The following is a 17903-nucleotide window of genomic DNA, read 5'->3' as shown; positions in this document are numbered from 1 at the left end:
TGTTCAGTCGCTCAACGCCGCCAGCTGATCGGCCTGGTATTCGGCGAGCAACGGCTCGATCACCGCGTCTACGCCGCCGGCGATCACTTCGTTCAGCGAATACAGGGTCAGGTTGATGCGGTGATCGGTCACCCGCCCTTGGGGGAAGTTGTAGGTGCGGATGCGTTCGGAGCGATCACCGGAGCCGACCAGCAGCTTGCGCGTGTCGGAGATTTCCTTGTGGGCAGCGGCATCCTGCTGGTCCTTGAGCTTGGCCGCCAGCCAGGCCATGGCCTTGGCGCGGTTCTTGTGCTGGGAGCGCTCTTCCTGGCACTCGACCACGGTGCCGGTGGGGATATGGGTGATGCGGATCGCCGAGTCGGTGGTGTTGACGTGCTGACCGCCGGCCCCGGAGCTGCGGTAGGTGTCGACGCGCAAATCCGCCGGGTTGATCTCGATGGCCATCTGCTCGTCCGGCTCGGGCAACACCGCAACGGTGCAGGCCGAGGTATGGATGCGCCCCTGGGACTCGGTTTCCGGCACGCGCTGTACGCGGTGCGCGCCGGACTCGAACTTGAGCTTGCCGAACACGTTGTCACCCTCGACCCGGGCGATCACTTCCTTGAAGCCGCCGTGTTCGCCTTCGTTGGCCGACAGCACCTCGACGCGCCATCCCTGCTTCTCGGCGTAGCGCGAATACATGCGGAACAGGTCGCCGGCGAAGATCGCCGCCTCGTCACCGCCGGTACCGGCGCGCACTTCGAGAAACACGTTACGGCCGTCGTTGGGGTCCTTGGGCAGCAGCATGCGCTGCAGGCTGTCTTCCAGCTCGGCCAGGCGCGCGCGGGCGGTGTCGACTTCTTCCTCGGCCATCTCGCGCAGGTCCGGGTCGCTGTCCTTGAGCAGCGCCAGGGCGCCCTCGAGGTCGGCCTGCACCTTGCGGAATTCGCGAAACGCCATGATCACCGGCTCGATCTCGGCGTATTCCTTGGAATAGGCGCGGAACTGGCTCTGGTTGGTGATCACCTCGGCGTCGCCAAGCAGCGCCGTAACCTCTTCGAAACGGTCGTGCAGCAGGTCGAGTTTATTGATCAGCGAAGCTTTCATTGCAGGCCTTCTATTTATTGACCAAGCCGGAGGACGCGCCTTCGTCGAGGGCGAACAGCTCCTGAGCCACACCCAACGCATCGATGCGCCCGGTGGCGGAGAATTTCTTCAGCTGCACGCTGGGTGCGTGCAGCAACTTGTTGGTCAGGCCACGGGCCAACTGGGCCAGTACGTCCTCGGCGGCGGCGCCATTGGCGAGCATGCGCTGGGCGCGGGCCAGCTCGTCGTCGCGCAGGCGCTCGGCCTGCTGGCGATAGGCGCGCAGCACGTCCACCGCGGCCAGCTCGCGCAGACGCGCCATGAAGTCGTCGGTGCCGGCGGCCACCAGCTCCTCGGCGGCCTGGGCCGCGCCCTGGCGGCTCTTGAGGTTCTCGGCGATGACTTCGTGCAGGTCGTCGACGGTATACAGGTACACGTCATCCAGTTCGCCGACCTGGGGCTCGATGTCCCGCGGCACGGCGATGTCGACCATGAAGATCGGCTTGTGCTTGCGCTGCTTGAGGGCGCTTTCCACCGCGCCCTTGCCAAGGATCGGCAGCTGGCTGGCGGTGGAACTGATGACGATGTCGCTGTGCACCAGCTCCTGGGGAATGTCGGAGAGCAGCACGGCGTGGGCGCCGAACTGCTCGGCCAGGCTGCTGGCGCGTTCCAGGGTACGGTTGGCGACCACGATGCGCTTGATGCCCTGATCAAACAGGTGGCGGGCCACCAGGCTGATGGTCTCGCCGGCGCCGATCAGCAACGCCTGGCTACGGTGCAGGTCGGCGAAGATCTGCTTGGCCAGGCTGACCGCGGCGAAGGCCACCGACACCGGGTTCTCGCCGATGGCGGTGTCGGTGCGCACGGTCTTGGCGGTGCTGAAGGTGGCCTGGAACAAACGCCCCAGCAGCGGGCCGAGGGTGCCGGCCTCACGGGCCACGGCAAAGGCGGACTTCATCTGGCCGAGAATCTGCGGCTCGCCGAGCACCATGGAATCGAGGCCGGAGGCGACGCGCATCATGTGACGAACGGCCGCATCGTCTTCGTGGATATAGGCGCAGGCGCGCAGCTCTTCGACGCTCACATGGTGGTAGTTGGCCAACCAGCCGAGCACCGCTTCGACGCCCGGGCCGTCCTGCTCGAGGTACAGCTCGCTGCGGTTGCAGGTCGACAGGATCGCCGCTTCACGGCTCGGCGTATCACGGCACAGCAGCTGCAACGCCTCCACGAGCTGTTCGGGAGTAAAAGCCACGCGCTCGCGAACATCCACCGAAGCGGTCTTGTGGTTGATACCGAGGGCGATAAAGGCCATGCACGTCGCTGACAGGGGGTTGGAAGCCGACAATTGTCCTACTTCGGCCGATGCAGGACAACCATTGCACCGTGCATGGCGACGATAGCGAGGGCTGATGAGCGGCAACGACGATGACCAGGTCAGCATCACCGGGGCCGCTGGATTGGATGCAACCCACCCAGGCTTCGGCAGTCCAACCCCACATCGCCAGGACACTGGGCTGCCCCATGGGCTTGCCCAACGGCTTGTGTCATGATGGCCAAAACCGCAGGTTAGTCGCATTTCCTCTTATGAATAGACCCATCGCGTTGCTCACCGCCCTGGCCTTGCTGGGTGGTTGTCAGACTTTTGCGCCGTCCGCACCGGATGGCAACGTTCCCGTGGAGGAACCGGGCACCGAGGCGACCGCCGAGGCTCCGGAAAGCTACGGCTCGTTCAGCCAGGAAACCCTGCTGGCGCTGCTGACCGCCGAACTGGCCGGGCAGCGCAACCGCTTCGACATTGCCCTGAGCAACTACGTGCAACAGGCCAATGCGACCCAGGATGCCGGCGTCGCCGAGCGCGGCTTCCGCATCGCCGAATACCTGGGCGCCGAACAGGAAGCCCTGGACACCGCGCTGGTGTGGGCCAAGAACGCCCCCAACGAGGTCGACGCCCAGCGCGCCGCCGCCGTGCAGCTGGCCCGTGCCGGCCGCTACGACGAAGCCATGAGCTACATGGAGCGGGTGCGTCAACGCCAGGGCAACACCCATTTCGACTTTCTCGCACTGTCCGCCGCGGAAACCGACCCGGACACCCGCGCCGGCCTGCTGCAGAGCTTCGACCGCCTGCTCGGCAAGTACCCGAACGATGGCCAGCTGCTGTTCGGCAAGGCGCTGCTGCTGCAGCAGGATGGCCGCGCCGAGGAAGCCCTGAAGCTGCTCGAGACCAGCGAGGCCAAGCAGGACCAATCCGCCCCCCTGCTGTTGCGCGCACGCCTGCTGCAGAGCCTGGGCCGTGGCGAAGAAGCGCTGCCGCTGCTCAAGGCTGGCATGGAGCGCAACCCCAGCGACAAACGCCTGCGCCTGACCTATGCCCGCCAGCTGGTCGAACTGGGCCGCATGGACGAAGCCCGCGCCGAATTCTCCTCGCTGCTGCAGCAATTCCCCGAAGACGACGACCTGCGTTTTTCCCTGGCCCTGGTGTGCCTGGAAGCCGAGGCCTGGCGCGAAGCCATCGTCTACCTGGAAGAACTGATCCAGCGCGATGCCCACGTCGACCCGGCGCAGTACAACCTCGGCCGCGCCCACGAGGCCCTCGGTGAAGTGGACGATGCCCTGCTCGCCTACTCGATGGTCGGTGGCGGTACCGACTACCTGCCCGCCCAGGCGCGCATGACCGACCTGCTGGTCGCCAATGGCCGCGGCGCCGAGGCGTCCCGGCACCTGGCCGAAGCCCGCGACAGCGAACCGGAATATGCCCTGCAGCTGTACCTGATCGAAGCCGAGTCGCTGTCCAAGCAGAACAAGGCCGACCAGGCCTGGGACCTCATCCAGCAGGCCCTCAAGCAGTACCCGGGCGACATCAACCTGCTCTACACCCGCGCCATGCTCGCCGAGCCGCGCGGCGACCTGAAGCAGCTGGAGCGCGACCTGCGCCTGATCCTCGAGCGCGAGCCGGACAACGCCATGGCCCTCAACGCCCTGGGCTACACCCTGGTCGACCGCACCGATCGCCACCAGGAAGGCCTGGAGCTGATCGAGAAGGCCCACGACCTCAACCCGGAAGACCCGGCCATCCTCGACAGCCTCGGCTGGGCCAACTACCGCCTGGGTAACCTGGCCGCCGCGGAGAAGTGGCTGCGCCAGGCGTTCGAACGCTTCCCGGACCACGAAGTCGCCGCCCACCTGGGGGAAACGCTGTGGGCCCAGGGCAAACAGCGTGAAGCCCGGAAGATCTGGCGTGACGCCCTGAAGGAGCAACCCGAAAGTGAAATTCTGCGCAGCACCGTGCTGCGCCTGACCGGATCGGAGAAACCCTGATGTCGCTTCGCCCCCTTCTCGTACTCGCCCTGGTCACCCTGCTGGCCGGCTGTTCCGGCCTGTCCACCCGCGAGGCGGTGGAACAGGGCCTGGGCGATCCTGCTCGCTGGCAGGCACACAAGCAGCAGATCGGTACCCTCGATGGCTGGCAGATCAACGGCAAGGTCGGCATTCGTGCCCCGCGCGACTCGGGCAGCGGTACGCTGTTCTGGCTGCAACGCCAGGATTACGCCGATATCCGCCTGTCCGGTCCCTTGGGTCGCGGTGCCGCGCGCCTGACCGGTCGTCCCGGCAAGGTCGAGCTGGAAGTCGCCAACCAGGGCCGCTACCAGGCCGAGTCGCCGGAAGAGCTGCTGCAGCAGCAACTGGGCCTCAACCTGCCCGTCTCGCACCTGCTGTGGTGGATCCGCGGCCTGCCTGCGCCGGACAGCAAGAGCCGCATCACCCTGGACGCCGACAGCCGCCTGGCGCAGCTGAGCCAGGATGGTTGGGAAGTCAGCTACACCCGCTACGCCGAACAGGATGGCTACTGGCTGCCCGAGCGCCTGCGCCTCGAAGGCCACGACATCCAGGTGACCCTGGTGATCAAGGACTGGCAACCGCGCCACCTCGGCCAGTAATCGCTCCAGCCCTGCGCGCGCGATACCTTGCCCCATCGCGCGATTTGCGTGCCCGCCATTCCCCTACTCGTAGCCTGCGGTCGAGCGCGGCGATACCCAGGACGACCTCCCGGGTGCCGCTGCGCTCGACCCGGGCTACGGGCTGCGCTAGCCTGCGCGCCTCACTCATCTTCTCTCGCCAGCCATTGCCCAATGACCACAGACGCCATCCCCGCTGACGCCGAGCTGACGCTGCCGGCTCCGGCCAAGCTCAACCTGATGCTGCATATCCTCGGCCGCCGCGACGACGGCTATCACGAGCTGCAGACCCTGTTCCAGTTTCTCGACCACGGCGACGAGCTGGGCTTCAGGCGCCGCGACGACGGCGTGATCCGCCTGCATACGGATATCGATGGCGTCCCCCACGACAGCAACCTGATCGTGCGCGCAGCCAGACAATTGCAGCAGCAGAGCGGCACGCATCTAGGCGCGGACATCTGGCTGAAAAAATGCCTGCCCATGGGCGGTGGTATCGGTGGCGGCAGCTCGGATGCCGCCACCACCCTGGTCGGCCTCGATCACCTCTGGGGGCTGGGCTGCAGCGAGGATCACCTGGCGGCCCTGGGCCTGAGCCTGGGCGCCGACGTGCCGGTCTTCGTGCGCGGCCGCGCGGCCTTCGCCGAAGGCGTCGGTGAAAAACTCACCCCAGTGGAGCTGCCGGAGCCCTGGTTTCTCGTTGCCGTGCCGCAAGTGCTTGTCAGTACAGCAGAAGTTTTCTCCGACCCTGAGTTGACACGGGATACGCCGCCCATTAAAGTTCGCAGCCTTCTTGAGGGGGGTGGTCGTAATGACTGCCAGCCGGTCGTCGAGAAGCGTTACTCAGCTGTTCGTAACGCGCTGATCTTGCTGAACAAATTTGTTCCGACAAGATTGACCGGCACTGGAGCTTGTGTGTTTGGGAGCTTCCCAAACCGGGACGATGCTGATAAAGTCGCCCGCCAACTTCCAGCCACACTGCCAAGTTTTGTTGCGCAGGGTGCCAACGTTTCGATGTTGCACCGCAAGCTGCAAGAACTGGCCAGGAAGTGAATGCGTAGCATCGGTTATACGTTACAGGGGCGTCGCCAAGCGGTAAGGCACCAGGTTTTGATCCTGGCATGCGTTGGTTCGAATCCAGCCGCCCCTGCCATAACCACCCGAGGGTGGCTCGTACTACCGAATTGAGCAGCATTGCGTCACACACGATACAGGGGCGTCGCCAAGCGGTAAGGCACCAGGTTTTGATCCTGGCATGCGTTGGTTCGAATCCAGCCGCCCCTGCCATTTTTATACTCATCCAGGTTACCCTCAGCCGGCAGGTACTGCGCGTGTCCAAGATGATGGTCTTTACGGGGAACGCTAACCCCGATCTGGCGCGACGTATCGTTCGTCAGCTGCACATTCCCCTCGGTGATGCCTCGGTCGGAAAATTCTCCGACGGCGAAATCATGATCGAAATCAACGAGAACGTCCGCGGCAAGGACGTTTTCCTGATTCAGCCGACGTGCGCGCCAACCAATGACAACCTGATGGAACTGGTGGTGATGGCCGACGCCTTCCGCCGCTCCTCAGCGACTCGAATCACTGCAGTCATCCCCTACTTCGGCTATGCCCGCCAGGATCGCCGCCCGCGCTCCGCCCGCGTGGCAATCAGCGCCAAGGTCGTGGCCGACATGCTCACCGTGGTAGGCATCGACCGGGTTCTCACCGTCGACCTGCACGCGGATCAGATTCAAGGCTTCTTCGATATTCCGGTCGACAACATCTACGGCTCGCCCGTACTGGTCGACGATATCGAAGATCAGCGCTTCGACAATCTGATGATCGTTTCCCCGGACATTGGCGGCGTGGTGCGTGCGCGCGCCGTGGCCAAGAGCCTGGGCGTCGATCTGGCGATCATCGACAAGCGTCGTGAAAAGGCCAACCACTCCGAAGTGATGCACATCATCGGTGACGTGGAAGGCCGTACCTGCATCCTGGTCGACGACATGGTCGACACCGCCGGCACCCTGTGCCACGCGGCCAAGGCGCTGAAGGAACACGGCGCGGCCAAGGTGTACGCCTATGCCACGCACCCGGTACTGTCGGGGCGTGCCATCGAGAACATCGAGAACTCGGTACTCGACGAGCTGGTGGTGACCAACACCATCCCGCTGTCCGCCGCCGCGCAATCCTGTTCACGTATTCGTCAACTGGACATCGCGCCGGTTGTCGCTGAAGCGGTACGCCGCATCAGCAATGAAGAATCGATCAGTGCGATGTTCCGTTAACCCGGAACGCCCCTGACGAAACACGCCTGGCCACCTGGCCAGGCCTTTCACCGAACCGCCCCGCCGCTGGTCGCAAGCGTAACGGGCGGTTTGGTTATTCTGGAGAAGTGAAATGACTGCTGAATTTACCCTGAATGCCGAAGCGCGTTCCGACCTGGGGAAAGGTGCGAGCCGCCGCCTGCGTCGTAACGCCAGCCTGGTTCCTGCCGTGATCTACGGTGGCGACAAGGCTCCCCTGTCCATCAGCTTGGTTGCCAAGGATTTCGCCAAGCTGCTGGAAAACGAAGCAGCCTTCAGCCACGTGCTGAACCTGACCGTTGACGGCAAGAAAGAAAACGTTCTGATCAAGGCCCTGCAGCGCCACCCGGCCAAAGGCTTCGTTCTGCACGCTGACTTCATCCGCGTGGTTGCCGGCCAGAAGCTGACCGCCATCGTTCCTCTGCACTTCATCAACGAAGCTACCTCCGTTGGGGTCAAGCAGAAAGGCGGCGAAGTCCTGCACTCGCTGAACGAAGTTGAAGTCTCCTGCCTGCCGAAAGACCTGCCGGAGTTCATCGAAGTCGACTTCGCCAACGTTGATCTGGACCAGACCGTTCACCTGTCCAACATCAAACTGCCGAAAGGCGTCGAGCTGGTTGCCCTGGCCCACGGTAGCGATCTGCCGGTTGCCAGCGTTCACCTGCCGCGCGTTCGCAACGAAGACGAAAGCGCTGCCGAAGGCGAAGGCGCTGCCGAGTAATCTTGGCGCGCTCCGCACTCCGGTGCGGGCCTGATTCACGAAAGGGCTCCTGTATGACTGCCGTACAACTGATCGTTGGCCTGGGTAACCCGGGCCCCGAATACGACCAGACCCGGCACAATGCAGGGGCCCTTTTCGTTGAACGTCTGGCGGAGCGCCTACGCGTCAGCCTCAGCGTTGATCGCAAGTATTTCGGCCTGGTGGGCAAGTTCAATCACCAGGGCCGCGAAGTTCGTCTGCTCATCCCCACCACCTTCATGAACCGCAGCGGCCAGTCCGTGGCGGCGTTGGCGAATTTCTTCAAGTTCAAACCTGAAGAAATCCTGGTGGCCCACGACGAACTCGACATGCCTCCCGGCGTCGCCAAACTCAAACAGGGTGGCGGGCACGGCGGGCATAACGGGCTGCGCGACATCATCGCCCAGCTCGGCAACCAGAACAATTTCCACCGCCTGCGGCTTGGCATCGGCCATCCCGGGCACGCCAGCCTGGTTTCCAACTTCGTGCTCGGCCGTGCACCGCGGGGCGAACAGGAATTGCTGGATACCAGCATCGGCTTCGCGCTCGACGTCCTCCCGGAAATCCTTGCCGGTGACTGGACGGTGGCGATGCGCAAGCTGCACAGCCAGAAAGCCACACTCTAATTTCAGCTACCGCCATTGGCGCGAGGGATACACCATGGGATTCAATTGCGGCATCGTCGGCCTGCCCAACGTCGGCAAGTCCACCCTGTTCAATGCCCTCACCAAGTCCGGCATCGCCGCTGAGAACTTCCCGTTCTGCACCATCGAGCCGAACAGCGGCATCGTGCCGATGCCCGACCCACGCCTCGACGCCCTGGCCGAGATCGTCAAACCCGAGCGGGTGATTCCCACCACCATGGAATTCGTCGACATCGCAGGCCTGGTCGCCGGCGCCTCGAAAGGTGAAGGCCTGGGCAACAAGTTCCTCGCCAACATCCGCGAGACCGACGCCATCGCCCACGTGGTGCGCTGCTTCGAAGACGAGAACGTCATCCACGTCGCCAACAGCGTCGACCCCAAGCGTGACATCGAGATCATCGACCTCGAGCTGATCATGGCCGACCTCGACAGCTGCGAGAAGCAACTGCAGCGCGTTACCCGCACCGCCAAGGGCGGCGACAAGGAAGCCGTGGCGCAGAAAGCGCTGCTGGAAAAACTCATCCCGCACTTCACCGAAGGCAAGCCGGCGCGCAGCCTGCTGAAGAACCTCGGTGACGACGAGAAGCGCCTGGCCAAGACCTTCCACCTGCTGACCACCAAGCCGGTGATGTACATCGCCAACGTCGCCGAAGACGGCTTCGAGAACAACCCGCTGCTCGACGTGGTGCAAGCCATTGCCGACGAGGAAGGCGCCATCGTCGTGCCGGTGTGCAACAAGATCGAAGCCGAGATCGCCGAACTGGATGATCTGGAAGAGATGCAGATGTTCCTGGAAACCATGGGCATGACCGAGCCGGGCCTGAACCGCGTGATCCGCGCCGGCTACGACCTGCTCAACCTGCAGACCTACTTCACCGCCGGCGTGAAGGAAGTACGCGCCTGGACCGTCAAGGTCGGTGCCACCGCGCCGCAATCGGCTGCCGCCATCCACACCGACTTCGAGAAAGGCTTCATCCGCGCCGAAGTCATCGCCTACGACGACTTCATCCAGTTCAAGGGCGAAGCCGGTGCCAAGGAAGCCGGCAAATGGCGCCTGGAAGGCAAGGAATACATCGTCAAGGACGGTGACGTGATGCACTTCCGCTTCAACGTCTAAGCCCCCCTGCGCGACACCAGGCCCCTCCAGAGCATGCTCTCGAGGGGCTTTGCTTTTGTGGGCTGGCGATAATCCAAACACCTGGGCGCAAACCCTCTCTATATGAGATGAAGCCAATGTCTCGAGAGGGCGCATGCCATGGATTTGTTTTCCCACCGCCTGATGCTGCACTACCTCGCCAACCTGGGCGAAGCCTCCGGCGACTTCGCTGCATCACCCCACAGCGATCACACCCCTGAACATACCGAACATCTGCTGCTGACACGCAACGACTGGGTGCCGAACAACAGCCACCATCCCGTGCGCCTCTATCGGCAGGCGCTCACGGATAAAGGCCTGCCCGACCCAGCCGGCACGCAGCAGCTGTTCAAGGCCCATGGCTGGCCCGCCCAGTGGGTAGACGGCATCTATGCCTACCACCACTACCACAGCAACGCACACGAGGTGCTGGGCGTTATCCAGGGGCACGCGCGACTGATGTTGGGCGGCCCAGGCGGCCAGGAGCTGAGCGTGCAGGCCGGCGACGTGCTGGTGCTGCCTGCCGGCATCGGCCACTGCAACCTTGCCAGCAGCGATGACTTCCGGGTAGTGGGCGGCTATCCACTGGGGCAGGAACCGGATCTCTGCCGCAAGGCACCGACCGACGCGCAACAGCGCGCCATCGAACAGACGCCCTACCCTTCGACCGATCCCGTTCTCGGATAGGCAGCCGTTTTCGCCCTGCGCCAGGGCCGCTGGAGCGAAAAACAGCTAAGCGGTTGAAAGTCCGTAAATTTATTCTGCATCAGGGCTTGACACACCCCAGGCAGATACGGAAAATGCGCGCCACTCGGCTACGTAGCTCAGCTGGTTAGAGCATAGCATTCATAATGCTGGGGTCCGGGGTTCAAGTCCCTGCGTAGCCACCAAACAAAACAAGGGTTTACCGAAAGGTAAGCCCTTTTTTGTTTGCGCCGGTGACTACAAAGTGACTACGGCGTGTCCACTCCCTTCCCTTGCAGCTTGTCCACCTCAAGCTGAAGCTTGATCAAATTCAGCTTGGCAATCTCGATCTGAATTCTTTGGGCCTCATCTAGCATCGGCTGCACATGACGATGCCAGCGTGTGAAACCATAGACAGCAGACCAGAACGCGAAAGCGGCAACACCGGCCAGCAGCCACCTGAAGAAAATTTTGTCCGAGATAGCTAGGTCCAATTTCTTCTCAAGCATCAGCTTTCTAGCCTCATCCGAGGCACTAGGATTTTCCTTTTCACCGAGAGCAGCCTGCTCAACATAAGTGTTGAAGATCAGGTCGTTTGTCTTTTCAGTCTGATAAAGCATCGTGACGAACGACGAGACGAAAACGAACATCGCGAAAAGCGCATAGAACTTAAAAATGTTATCGGTGGGAAGTGGGATTCTGCTTTCCATGAAACGCCTTAATGCCGAGCCATTCGGACGGGCAGTATGGCAATTAGTTGTTGAGCTCGACAATTAGATACCCCCTACAGGAAGCATGGCTTTAGGTAGGTGCCCGCTCTGTGTTAGCGGTGAGAGCTTAAGAGCTGAAGCGAGATGGTCAGGCGACAGGTGCGCGTAACGCATTGTCATCGCGATAGACGAATGCCCAAGGATGCGCTGCAGGCTGAGAATATCCCCTCCCCCCATCATGTAATGACTGGCGAACGTGTGCCGCAGGATATGGGTTAGCTGTCCCGGCGTATGGAAACCGCAACGTTGATACGCGCTACGGAAAGCAGCCCTGCAGGGCATGAATAGCCGGCCAGATCCTGGCATAGCAACCGATAACGCAGCCTCCTCCACTTCCTTCGGGATCGGCACCGACCGGGACTTCCGGTTCTTTGTACGGTGGAAGTGCGCTTTGCCGCCGAACAGACTAGCGCGACTTAGGCTTTCGGCTTCATCCCAGCGGGCACCAGTGGCCAAGCAAATCAGAGCGACCGGGTAGGTATGGTTGTTGGTCGACTTGCGGCACTCATCGAGCAGCAGGCCGACTTGATCCAGAGTCAGAAACGTCAGCTCAGTCTGGTCGGTCTTGATCTGACGGATCTTGGCCAGCGGGTTGACGCCATGCCATGCACCGAGGCGAATCAACTCAGAGAAAACGGCCGATAGGTAGCGCTGCTCATGGTTGACCGTGTGGGGCGAAACGTCTTTCAGACGAGCCTGCCGATAACGGGCCCAGGCAAGCGCATCGAATTGAGAGGCTAGCGGGTTACCGAGGCGTTCAACGACAGCCAGGGTACGGGAGAGTCGACCCTTCACGTCCTTCAGGCTGCTGCCGTGCAGTGAGTGCCACAGCGTCACCAGATCGGAAAGGCGATCATCGATTGGCCTGCCGGTGTCCTGCAGCGAGGCGAAGTATTCCGACTCATAGCGCTGGGCTGCAGTCTTGGTCTTGAAGCCTTTTTTGCGGATGCGACGCCCTGCCCGGCCATTCTCATAGAAATCAGCCGTCCAGGTGGTGCCGTCTTTGCGTGCCGTCATACCGCCCTTCCCCACCGCACATGGCGTTCCTGCAGCAGATCCTTGATGTGTTTATAGAGATCGTCCTGGGTCATTTCCTTGGCGGCGTAGTGATCGCGGATGACCGGCCAGCAGTCCCATTGCTGCAGGGTCTTAAACGCCTTTTTTGCGCCCACCTTTTCCCTTGCCAGCAGGCTTACGAAGTTTCCCAGGAACAGCTCCACGTTCTTGCCGGAGAAGCCACGCGAGGTCTTGTAGTAACGTTTGTATTCGGTGTCATCGAGCAGGGAGTCCACCGGCAGATCGACGCGCACGTCATCACGAATCAGCGTCCAGATGGGCTCGAAATAACCAGGGCGGCAGAGCAGCTTGAATTGACGCAGGCCATAGCGCCACAGGCCGTCCAGATGCCCCGCGAAGGCGGCAAAGGAGCTGGTATCGATCAGCGCGCCGGACTTCAGGTCGATAGAGCCACTGGCGAATTGCTGGATGACAGAATGGTGATAGCGCAGCTCTACGCGCCACACGTCAGCGTCTGGGTCGTAGTTATCCGGATCTTGCGGGTCGAAGCTGTCGCGGCGCTTCCAGACGCTTTCCCAGTAGTCGAGCTTGTCGGTTGCCCGGGCTTGCTCGGTCTTGTTGTAGATCGCCAGTTGCACGCCGCTGGCCGAACCGAACATGAAGGTTTCGCCACGACCGTAGGTGCTGGATTTGGTGGTCCAGTTGATTTCATTGATGCCGGAAATGTCGCGTTGAGTACGTGCGCGGCAGTGCATGCGGGCGACCAGATCCACGGGCGGTTTCCAGCCTTGCAGATCCAGGGCGAGGTGGACGGCGCACTGGTTGATTTCCCGATGGGTCAGCACTGCCGAGGCGTAATAGTCCATGCGGTCTTGCAGGCGCTCAGGCGACAGCGCGTCGATGGCATGGGGCGAGACTTCGATTTTCAGGTGGGCGCCGATGGCGTCGATCTTAGCGTTGAAGTTCTTCACCAACAGGATGATGCCCAGGTCAGCGTTCTGGAGCTTGTACTGGTAGCCAGAGTCCTTGCTAACACGGCCCGAGTGCCAGATCTGGCCAGCGAACTCGACCATGGTGCCGGGCTTCTCGAACAGGCACATGATTTCAGGGCGGATCAAGCCTCGGTACAACTGGCGCACGGTGTCCACGCCACAGCGCAGCAGACGTACACCCGACAGATCAACGAAACCCGAACAGCCGGGATCAACGAAAAGCCGGCTTGTGTCGCTGACCAGACCCGTTTCGATATCAAGCCGGGTGAAATCCTTTGCTCTGCTCATTCGTGTATCACTCTGGTTTTGTCTGGTTATCTACGTACGTTTATCTGACGTGTTACAGGGACGTCACCGGGCGCCCGACGCGCGCCCGGCGGTGTCACGGGCTGCGCCCAAACCACCGCCGGGCGGCGCGCCGAACGAAAGATCCATCCACGGCCCCGCATCAGCCGGCATCAGCTCGGTGTGGTTCAGGGCCTGTATACGGGCGGTTATGAGGACCACGAGGTTGGTGGTGCGTACGCGGTTGGATTCGTAGCGGAAGGCGCGCCCCAGGTACGGGATATCGCCCAGGATGGGCACGGCGCTGGTTGATCGATCGGTCTGCGTCGATCGCAGCCCACCCAGGAGCACCCCTTGGCCATCCTTGAGCTGTACCCGCGTGATGATGCGGCGCGTGTTGGTGATGATGTCGGCGGCGGTGTTGTCGTCCGAGACACTGGAAGCGGACTGGCTGACCTGCAGCTCTATCGCGTCGGCCGGCGTGATGAAGGGGGTGACCTGCAGGGTTACCCCAACATCCTGGCGCACGATGGTTTGAAACGGATCTGATGCCGGCGTGGAGCCGCTGGTGGTCTGGCCGGTGATGAAAGGGACGTTCTGGCCGACGACGATGGAAGCGGGCTCACGGTTGAGGGTCAGCAGCTGGGGCGTGGATAACAGGTTGCTGGTGGAGCTGGAGCGCACCGCCTGCAGGAAGGCCGAGATGGTTGGCCCGGAGAATGTGAGGCTGAAGCCTAGGTCGGAGCGATCCGAAGACCGGATGGTGCGGCCTGACAGGTCGAGACGGTTGGAGCCTGCAGCGGCATTGAGGCCCAGGGCTTCGAAGTCGTTGTCGGACAGCTCAGCCACAACCGCGGTGATCTGCACTTGCCGCCGCGGTCGGTCGATTTCCGTAACCACCTGTTTGATGGCGTCCAGCTGGGGGCGCGTGGCGGTGACGATCAGGGCGTTGGAGGTAGGCGATGGTGTGACGAGTACCTGGCCGGTTGTGCTGGCTTCGTTGGTGCGGTCGGCGCGAGAAGCCAACACATCGCGGACGGACTGTTCGGCGAAGTCGGACTGCAGGTGCTGGAGCTGAATCACCTCAGTGACCAGGACGGGCGATTCCTGAATCGGCTGCGCACTGATGCGGATCGCGTTGGGGCTTTTGGAGTAGTGAAAGCCCGAGGACAGGACGGCGTTTTCCAGTAGCTGTTCAAGTTCCTGGGGGCCATCGAAGGTGGCGAAGATGGAGATTGGCGCGGAGCGGATATCGGAGCCAACCACCACCGATTTATTGAGCATCACTGCGGCCCACTCTACGAAGTCCTGCAGGGTGGAGTCGTACAGTTCGATCTTCTCCACGGCAGCGCGGGCCAGGGTTGAGGTGAGTGCGAGCGGCAGCAGTGCCAGGGAAAGCCAGCAACGTTTCATGGCCGATTACCTGTAGACGGTGAGGGAGTCAGTGCCACGCAGCAACCGCACTTCTCGCGGCCCCCGTGGATCGATGGTGATTGCGCGGGAGAGCAGATCCTCGGAGCGGATGCGCTTGCCGTCGGGATCAACGAACACATAGCGGGACTGCCCCGACATGAGCCCATAGGAAGCGATGCGCAGGCCGGCGAACTCGTCTTCAAGCGTGGCTTTCTTCTGCTCAGGCTCAGCGGCTTGTGCCTGTACGGGCGCGCTTGGGTAGCGGATCCAGGCAATGGCGGCGAACACCGGCAGCGAGACAAACAGGGTGATCAGGCCGCCCAGGAAAAAGGCGTTCACCACCCGAGTGCGGCGGAAGAAGATTTTGGTGGTGCGCATAAGAAACCCCAGGTCGCGAGGTGAGGCAGGAAGGCGGCGACGCCAGTAGCCGGGCGGGAGCATGGAATACGAGCCCTTGTCGTAGTCCTTGTTGTATTCCTGGGTGGTGTCGTAATAGCTGTAGAACTCTTTGCCCTGATAGAACCAGTCTTCCACCTTGGGCGAGTTGAACTTGGCGCCGTATTTCACGATGGCCTGATGCAGCTTTGGCAGGTTGCCTTTCCACATGCCCAGGCTCAGCACGCGCAGCGGCAGGCGGAACACGAAGGGGATCTTCAGCTTGTCCCAGCGGTTGATGTACACCACGTGTTCAGCGATGGATTCGCGGATCTGTTTGTCGATGACGTTGACGTTTTGCACGCACAACCACAGATCCCAGCGGCGTTTGCGCAGGAATAGGAAGAACTTCAGCAGGTCGGTACGACCACCGGAATTCCAGTCGCGGGAGTTGAGCCACACGCCGGCTTCGTCGAGGAAGATCCCGCCGAATTTTTCCTCGTCGTAGGTTTCATGGCCGAAGCCCAGGCCGACCAGATCTTCAGCCGATGGCAGGTCAGGCAGGCGGACAAGGCGCGAGTACTTGTTATCGGCCCGGCAGAGCTTGTCCATCTTCACATCGACGTTGACGGCAACGCGGCGGCGGGCCTTGAGGTATTCCAGAATCTTGAGAATGCACAGCAGGGTTTTGCCAGCCCCCAGCTTGCCGGTAACGATGTAGACGGCCACGGGCGATCCTCAGGTGTGGATAAACTTTTCGGTGAGCCGGTGTGCCCACATGAAGATCAGCGACTGCAGCCGGGCGAACAGCAAAATGGTGATGCCCGCACTGAGGTTGGACGGCAGAAACATGCGCCCGAAGCTGATCAGGTCGGGCGCCATGGCATTTACCAGCCCACCGGCAATGCCGTTGATAGCGGCGGCGAAGGCCATCAGCAGAACGCCGATTGCGGCGACAATTGCGAGGAACAAGACGACCTTGCGAAAGAACTTGGTGATGAACTCGAAAAACGGCGCAATCAGCGGCGTGATAAAGGCCAGAAGCCAGCCATTGAGGCGCTTGAACAGGTTGGGGAAGAACTTGCCCAGCCAACCGGTAATCCAGCGAAGCCCGAACATCAGAAGCCTCCTTTCTCAGCTTTAGCGTTTTCCAGTCGCAGACCGGCATAGGCGATGCGCCACACCCCGATAAGGGTCAGCATCCAGATAATCCACTCGAGCAATGGCTTGATACGGCTCAGCTCGCAGGCGTCGAGACGCAGGTTGGTGTGCAGCTTTCCGGCATCGATCTTCACGTCGAAGGGCGAGCACGACGTGCTACGGGGTAATACGCCGTCGATGATGTAAATGGCCTTATAGGCAGCGGTGCCGGGGCCAAACCACTCGTTGTTAACGATGTTGGAGATGTCCGCTAGGGTGGCGATATCAGAGGCTTCCTGCGCCGCGAGCGTGTCAGTCATGCCCTGGCCGAAGGCACCGGCAAAATTGCCGGCCAGTCCTGCAGCCGCATCACCGATGCTCTTTTCATCGCCTTCACCTTCACCGTCGTACTTCTCGCCCAGAACATCCTCAGCAAACTCTTTGAAGGCATCGCCCAGGTTGCCCAGGGCCTTACTGATGCCGTCTAGCAGGCTGTTGGTTTTGTCGATTTTCGGGCCGAGCTTTTCTTGGTCGCCGTCACCATCACCACCGGGCGTACCGGGCTCTCCGTCACCGTCTCCAGGGCCGTTGCCGTCGTCGCCGGGGTTGTTAGGGTCGGTCGGATCGGTGGGGTCTGTTGGATCTGGCGGCGGGCAGACTTCGCCCGTGGACGGATCACAGGGCTTGGGCGGATCTTTTACGCAGGTAGTGCCCGACCATGTATGACCAGGGCCGCAGACCGGAGGCGGATCGGTAGGATCTGGTGGCTCAGTCGGGTCAGTGGGATCGGTTGGCGGTGTGGTCGGGTCGGTGGGGTCAGTCGGCGGATTGCCGAGGCCGGACGGAGTGTCACCACTCTGGCAGACCTGACCGTTGTAGGTAGCAAGGCCCCAGCAAGCGGAGATGCCTTGATCGTTAGTGCCGCACTCGCCAGACCAAGCAGCCCGGCAGCCTTCTTGGCAGATGTATTCACCGGGCAGGCTGGAGCCACCGTTAGGAACGTTGGCAAAGAAGCTGAAGCGTTGACCGGCAAGCGGTTCGCAGGCGGCAGGAGGTGGCGTGCATACGCCGGTTTGGGCGTCATAAGTTCCCGTGCAGGTATCACCAATACGGGAGGCAAAATAATGGGAGCTTTCCTGGGAGGGTTGAGGATTTTGCCTAGGAAGACCGTAACAACGAAAAGAGCCTTCATTGTTGTTGTACCGCGCAGCGCGACTATAGGACCAGTGTTCGTTTAATGAATACGCCGCCTTACAGGCCGAAGCCGGATCGGGGAATGTCTTGCCCGATTCGTCATACTTCCAAGCGTATTGCTCAGCAAAAACAAACTGCCCCCACCCCATAAGGGTGAGAGCAAGTAGCAGGCGGAGGCCGAAAGCCGTACGCATCAGTCGACCCCCAAC

General features: G+C 61.8%; 17 protein-coding genes and 3 tRNA genes. 11 read left to right on the top strand and 9 right to left on the bottom strand.

From position 1 onward, the window contains the following. Window positions 1–3: 3 nt before the first annotated feature. Together prfA and hemA are read right to left on the bottom strand one after the other, a co-directional pair. Window positions 4–1086, bottom strand: coding sequence for a peptide chain release factor 1 (gene prfA, locus K8U54_RS15780; protein ID WP_070887636.1), 1083 nt, complete (start codon window positions 1084–1086; stop codon window positions 4–6). Window positions 1087–1096: 10 nt separating this feature from the next. Continuing rightward, window positions 1097–2377: a glutamyl-tRNA reductase gene (gene hemA / locus K8U54_RS15775; protein ID WP_249906700.1), complete on the bottom strand. Its 1281-nt coding sequence runs from the start codon at window positions 2375–2377 to the stop codon at window positions 1097–1099. A 272-nt stretch (window positions 2378–2649) separates the two neighbouring features. Here hemA and K8U54_RS15770 point away from each other — a divergent pair, with 272 nt between their 5' ends. The 11 genes from K8U54_RS15770 to K8U54_RS15720 all read left to right on the top strand — a co-directional run bounded on the left by K8U54_RS15770 (window position 2650) and on the right by K8U54_RS15720 (window position 10714). After that, on the top strand, window positions 2650–4380 hold the full coding sequence (locus K8U54_RS15770) for a tetratricopeptide repeat protein (protein WP_249906699.1): 1731 nt from the start codon (window positions 2650–2652) through the stop codon (window positions 4378–4380). Continuing rightward, on the top strand, window positions 4380–5000 hold the full coding sequence (lolB, locus tag K8U54_RS15765) for a lipoprotein insertase outer membrane protein LolB (RefSeq protein ID WP_013790033.1): 621 nt from the start codon (window positions 4380–4382) through the stop codon (window positions 4998–5000). The genes K8U54_RS15770 and lolB overlap by 1 nt, the downstream gene beginning before the upstream one ends. Before the next feature lie 192 nt (window positions 5001–5192). Continuing rightward, window positions 5193–6068: a 4-(cytidine 5'-diphospho)-2-C-methyl-D-erythritol kinase gene (gene ispE / locus K8U54_RS15760; protein WP_249906698.1), complete on the top strand. Its 876-nt coding sequence runs from the start codon at window positions 5193–5195 to the stop codon at window positions 6066–6068. Between the two features lie 25 nt (window positions 6069–6093). Next, window positions 6094–6168, top strand: a tRNA-Gln gene (locus K8U54_RS15755). A 59-nt stretch (window positions 6169–6227) separates the two neighbouring features. Next, window positions 6228–6302 (top strand) — tRNA-Gln (locus tag K8U54_RS15750). 44 nt (window positions 6303–6346) lie between these two features. After that, a complete protein-coding gene (locus K8U54_RS15745) occupies window positions 6347–7288 on the top strand; it encodes a ribose-phosphate pyrophosphokinase (protein ID WP_027906044.1) in 942 nt (313 codons plus the stop codon). Between the two features lie 112 nt (window positions 7289–7400). Beyond that, window positions 7401–8027, top strand: a complete 627-nt coding sequence (locus K8U54_RS15740; RefSeq protein ID WP_249906697.1) for a 50S ribosomal protein L25/general stress protein Ctc — start codon at window positions 7401–7403, stop codon at window positions 8025–8027. Window positions 8028–8080: 53 nt separating this feature from the next. Continuing rightward, window positions 8081–8671 carry an aminoacyl-tRNA hydrolase gene (gene pth / locus K8U54_RS15735; protein WP_249906696.1) on the top strand — a complete coding sequence of 197 codons (591 nt, stop codon included), beginning with the start codon at window positions 8081–8083 and terminating at the stop codon, window positions 8669–8671. A 34-nt stretch (window positions 8672–8705) separates the two neighbouring features. Then, window positions 8706–9806 (top strand): redox-regulated ATPase YchF, encoded by a 1101-nt coding sequence (gene ychF, locus K8U54_RS15730; RefSeq protein ID WP_249906695.1) that lies wholly within the window; start codon window positions 8706–8708, stop codon window positions 9804–9806. Between the two features lie 138 nt (window positions 9807–9944). Then, on the top strand, window positions 9945–10511 hold the full coding sequence (locus K8U54_RS15725; RefSeq protein ID WP_249906694.1) for a cupin domain-containing protein: 567 nt from the start codon (window positions 9945–9947) through the stop codon (window positions 10509–10511). 126 nt (window positions 10512–10637) lie between these two features. Then, window positions 10638–10714 (top strand) — tRNA-Met (locus K8U54_RS15720). A gap of 63 nt (window positions 10715–10777) precedes the next feature. Here the strand turns inward: K8U54_RS15720 and K8U54_RS15715 are convergent. The 7 genes from K8U54_RS15715 to K8U54_RS15685 all read right to left on the bottom strand — a co-directional run bounded on the left by K8U54_RS15715 (window position 10778) and on the right by K8U54_RS15685 (window position 17888). After that, entirely contained in the window at window positions 10778–11218 is a 441-nt protein-coding gene (locus K8U54_RS15715) for a hypothetical protein (protein WP_249906693.1), read from the bottom strand. A 63-nt stretch (window positions 11219–11281) separates the two neighbouring features. After that, window positions 11282–12295, bottom strand: a complete 1014-nt coding sequence (locus tag K8U54_RS15710; protein ID WP_249906692.1) for a phage integrase — start codon at window positions 12293–12295, stop codon at window positions 11282–11284. Then, on the bottom strand, window positions 12292–13575 hold the full coding sequence (locus tag K8U54_RS15705; protein WP_249906691.1) for a hypothetical protein: 1284 nt from the start codon (window positions 13573–13575) through the stop codon (window positions 12292–12294). The genes K8U54_RS15710 and K8U54_RS15705 overlap by 4 nt, the downstream gene beginning before the upstream one ends. A 63-nt stretch (window positions 13576–13638) precedes the next feature. Then, the gene (locus K8U54_RS15700; protein ID WP_249906690.1) at window positions 13639–14985 is read right to left on the bottom strand and encodes a type II secretion system protein GspD; all 1347 of its coding nucleotides are present in this window, start codon (window positions 14983–14985) and stop codon (window positions 13639–13641) included. Between the two features lie 6 nt (window positions 14986–14991). Continuing rightward, window positions 14992–16089, bottom strand: coding sequence for a zonular occludens toxin domain-containing protein (locus K8U54_RS15695; protein WP_249906689.1), 1098 nt, complete (start codon window positions 16087–16089; stop codon window positions 14992–14994). A gap of 9 nt (window positions 16090–16098) precedes the next feature. Then, window positions 16099–16479: a hypothetical protein gene (locus K8U54_RS15690; RefSeq protein ID WP_249906688.1), complete on the bottom strand. Its 381-nt coding sequence runs from the start codon at window positions 16477–16479 to the stop codon at window positions 16099–16101. Next, complete coding sequence (locus tag K8U54_RS15685) at window positions 16479–17888, bottom strand: hypothetical protein (protein ID WP_249906687.1); 1410 nt, start codon at window positions 17886–17888, stop codon at window positions 16479–16481. Before K8U54_RS15685 ends, K8U54_RS15690 begins: the two co-directional genes overlap by 1 nt. Window positions 17889–17903 lie beyond the last annotated feature (15 nt).

It is taken from the genome of Pseudomonas fulva (assembly GCF_023517795.1).
GTDB classification, from domain to species: domain Bacteria; phylum Pseudomonadota; class Gammaproteobacteria; order Pseudomonadales; family Pseudomonadaceae; genus Aquipseudomonas; species Aquipseudomonas fulva_D.
Note: the sequence above shows the minus strand (reverse complement) of the source record. Positions and strands in the feature narration are given on the sequence as shown.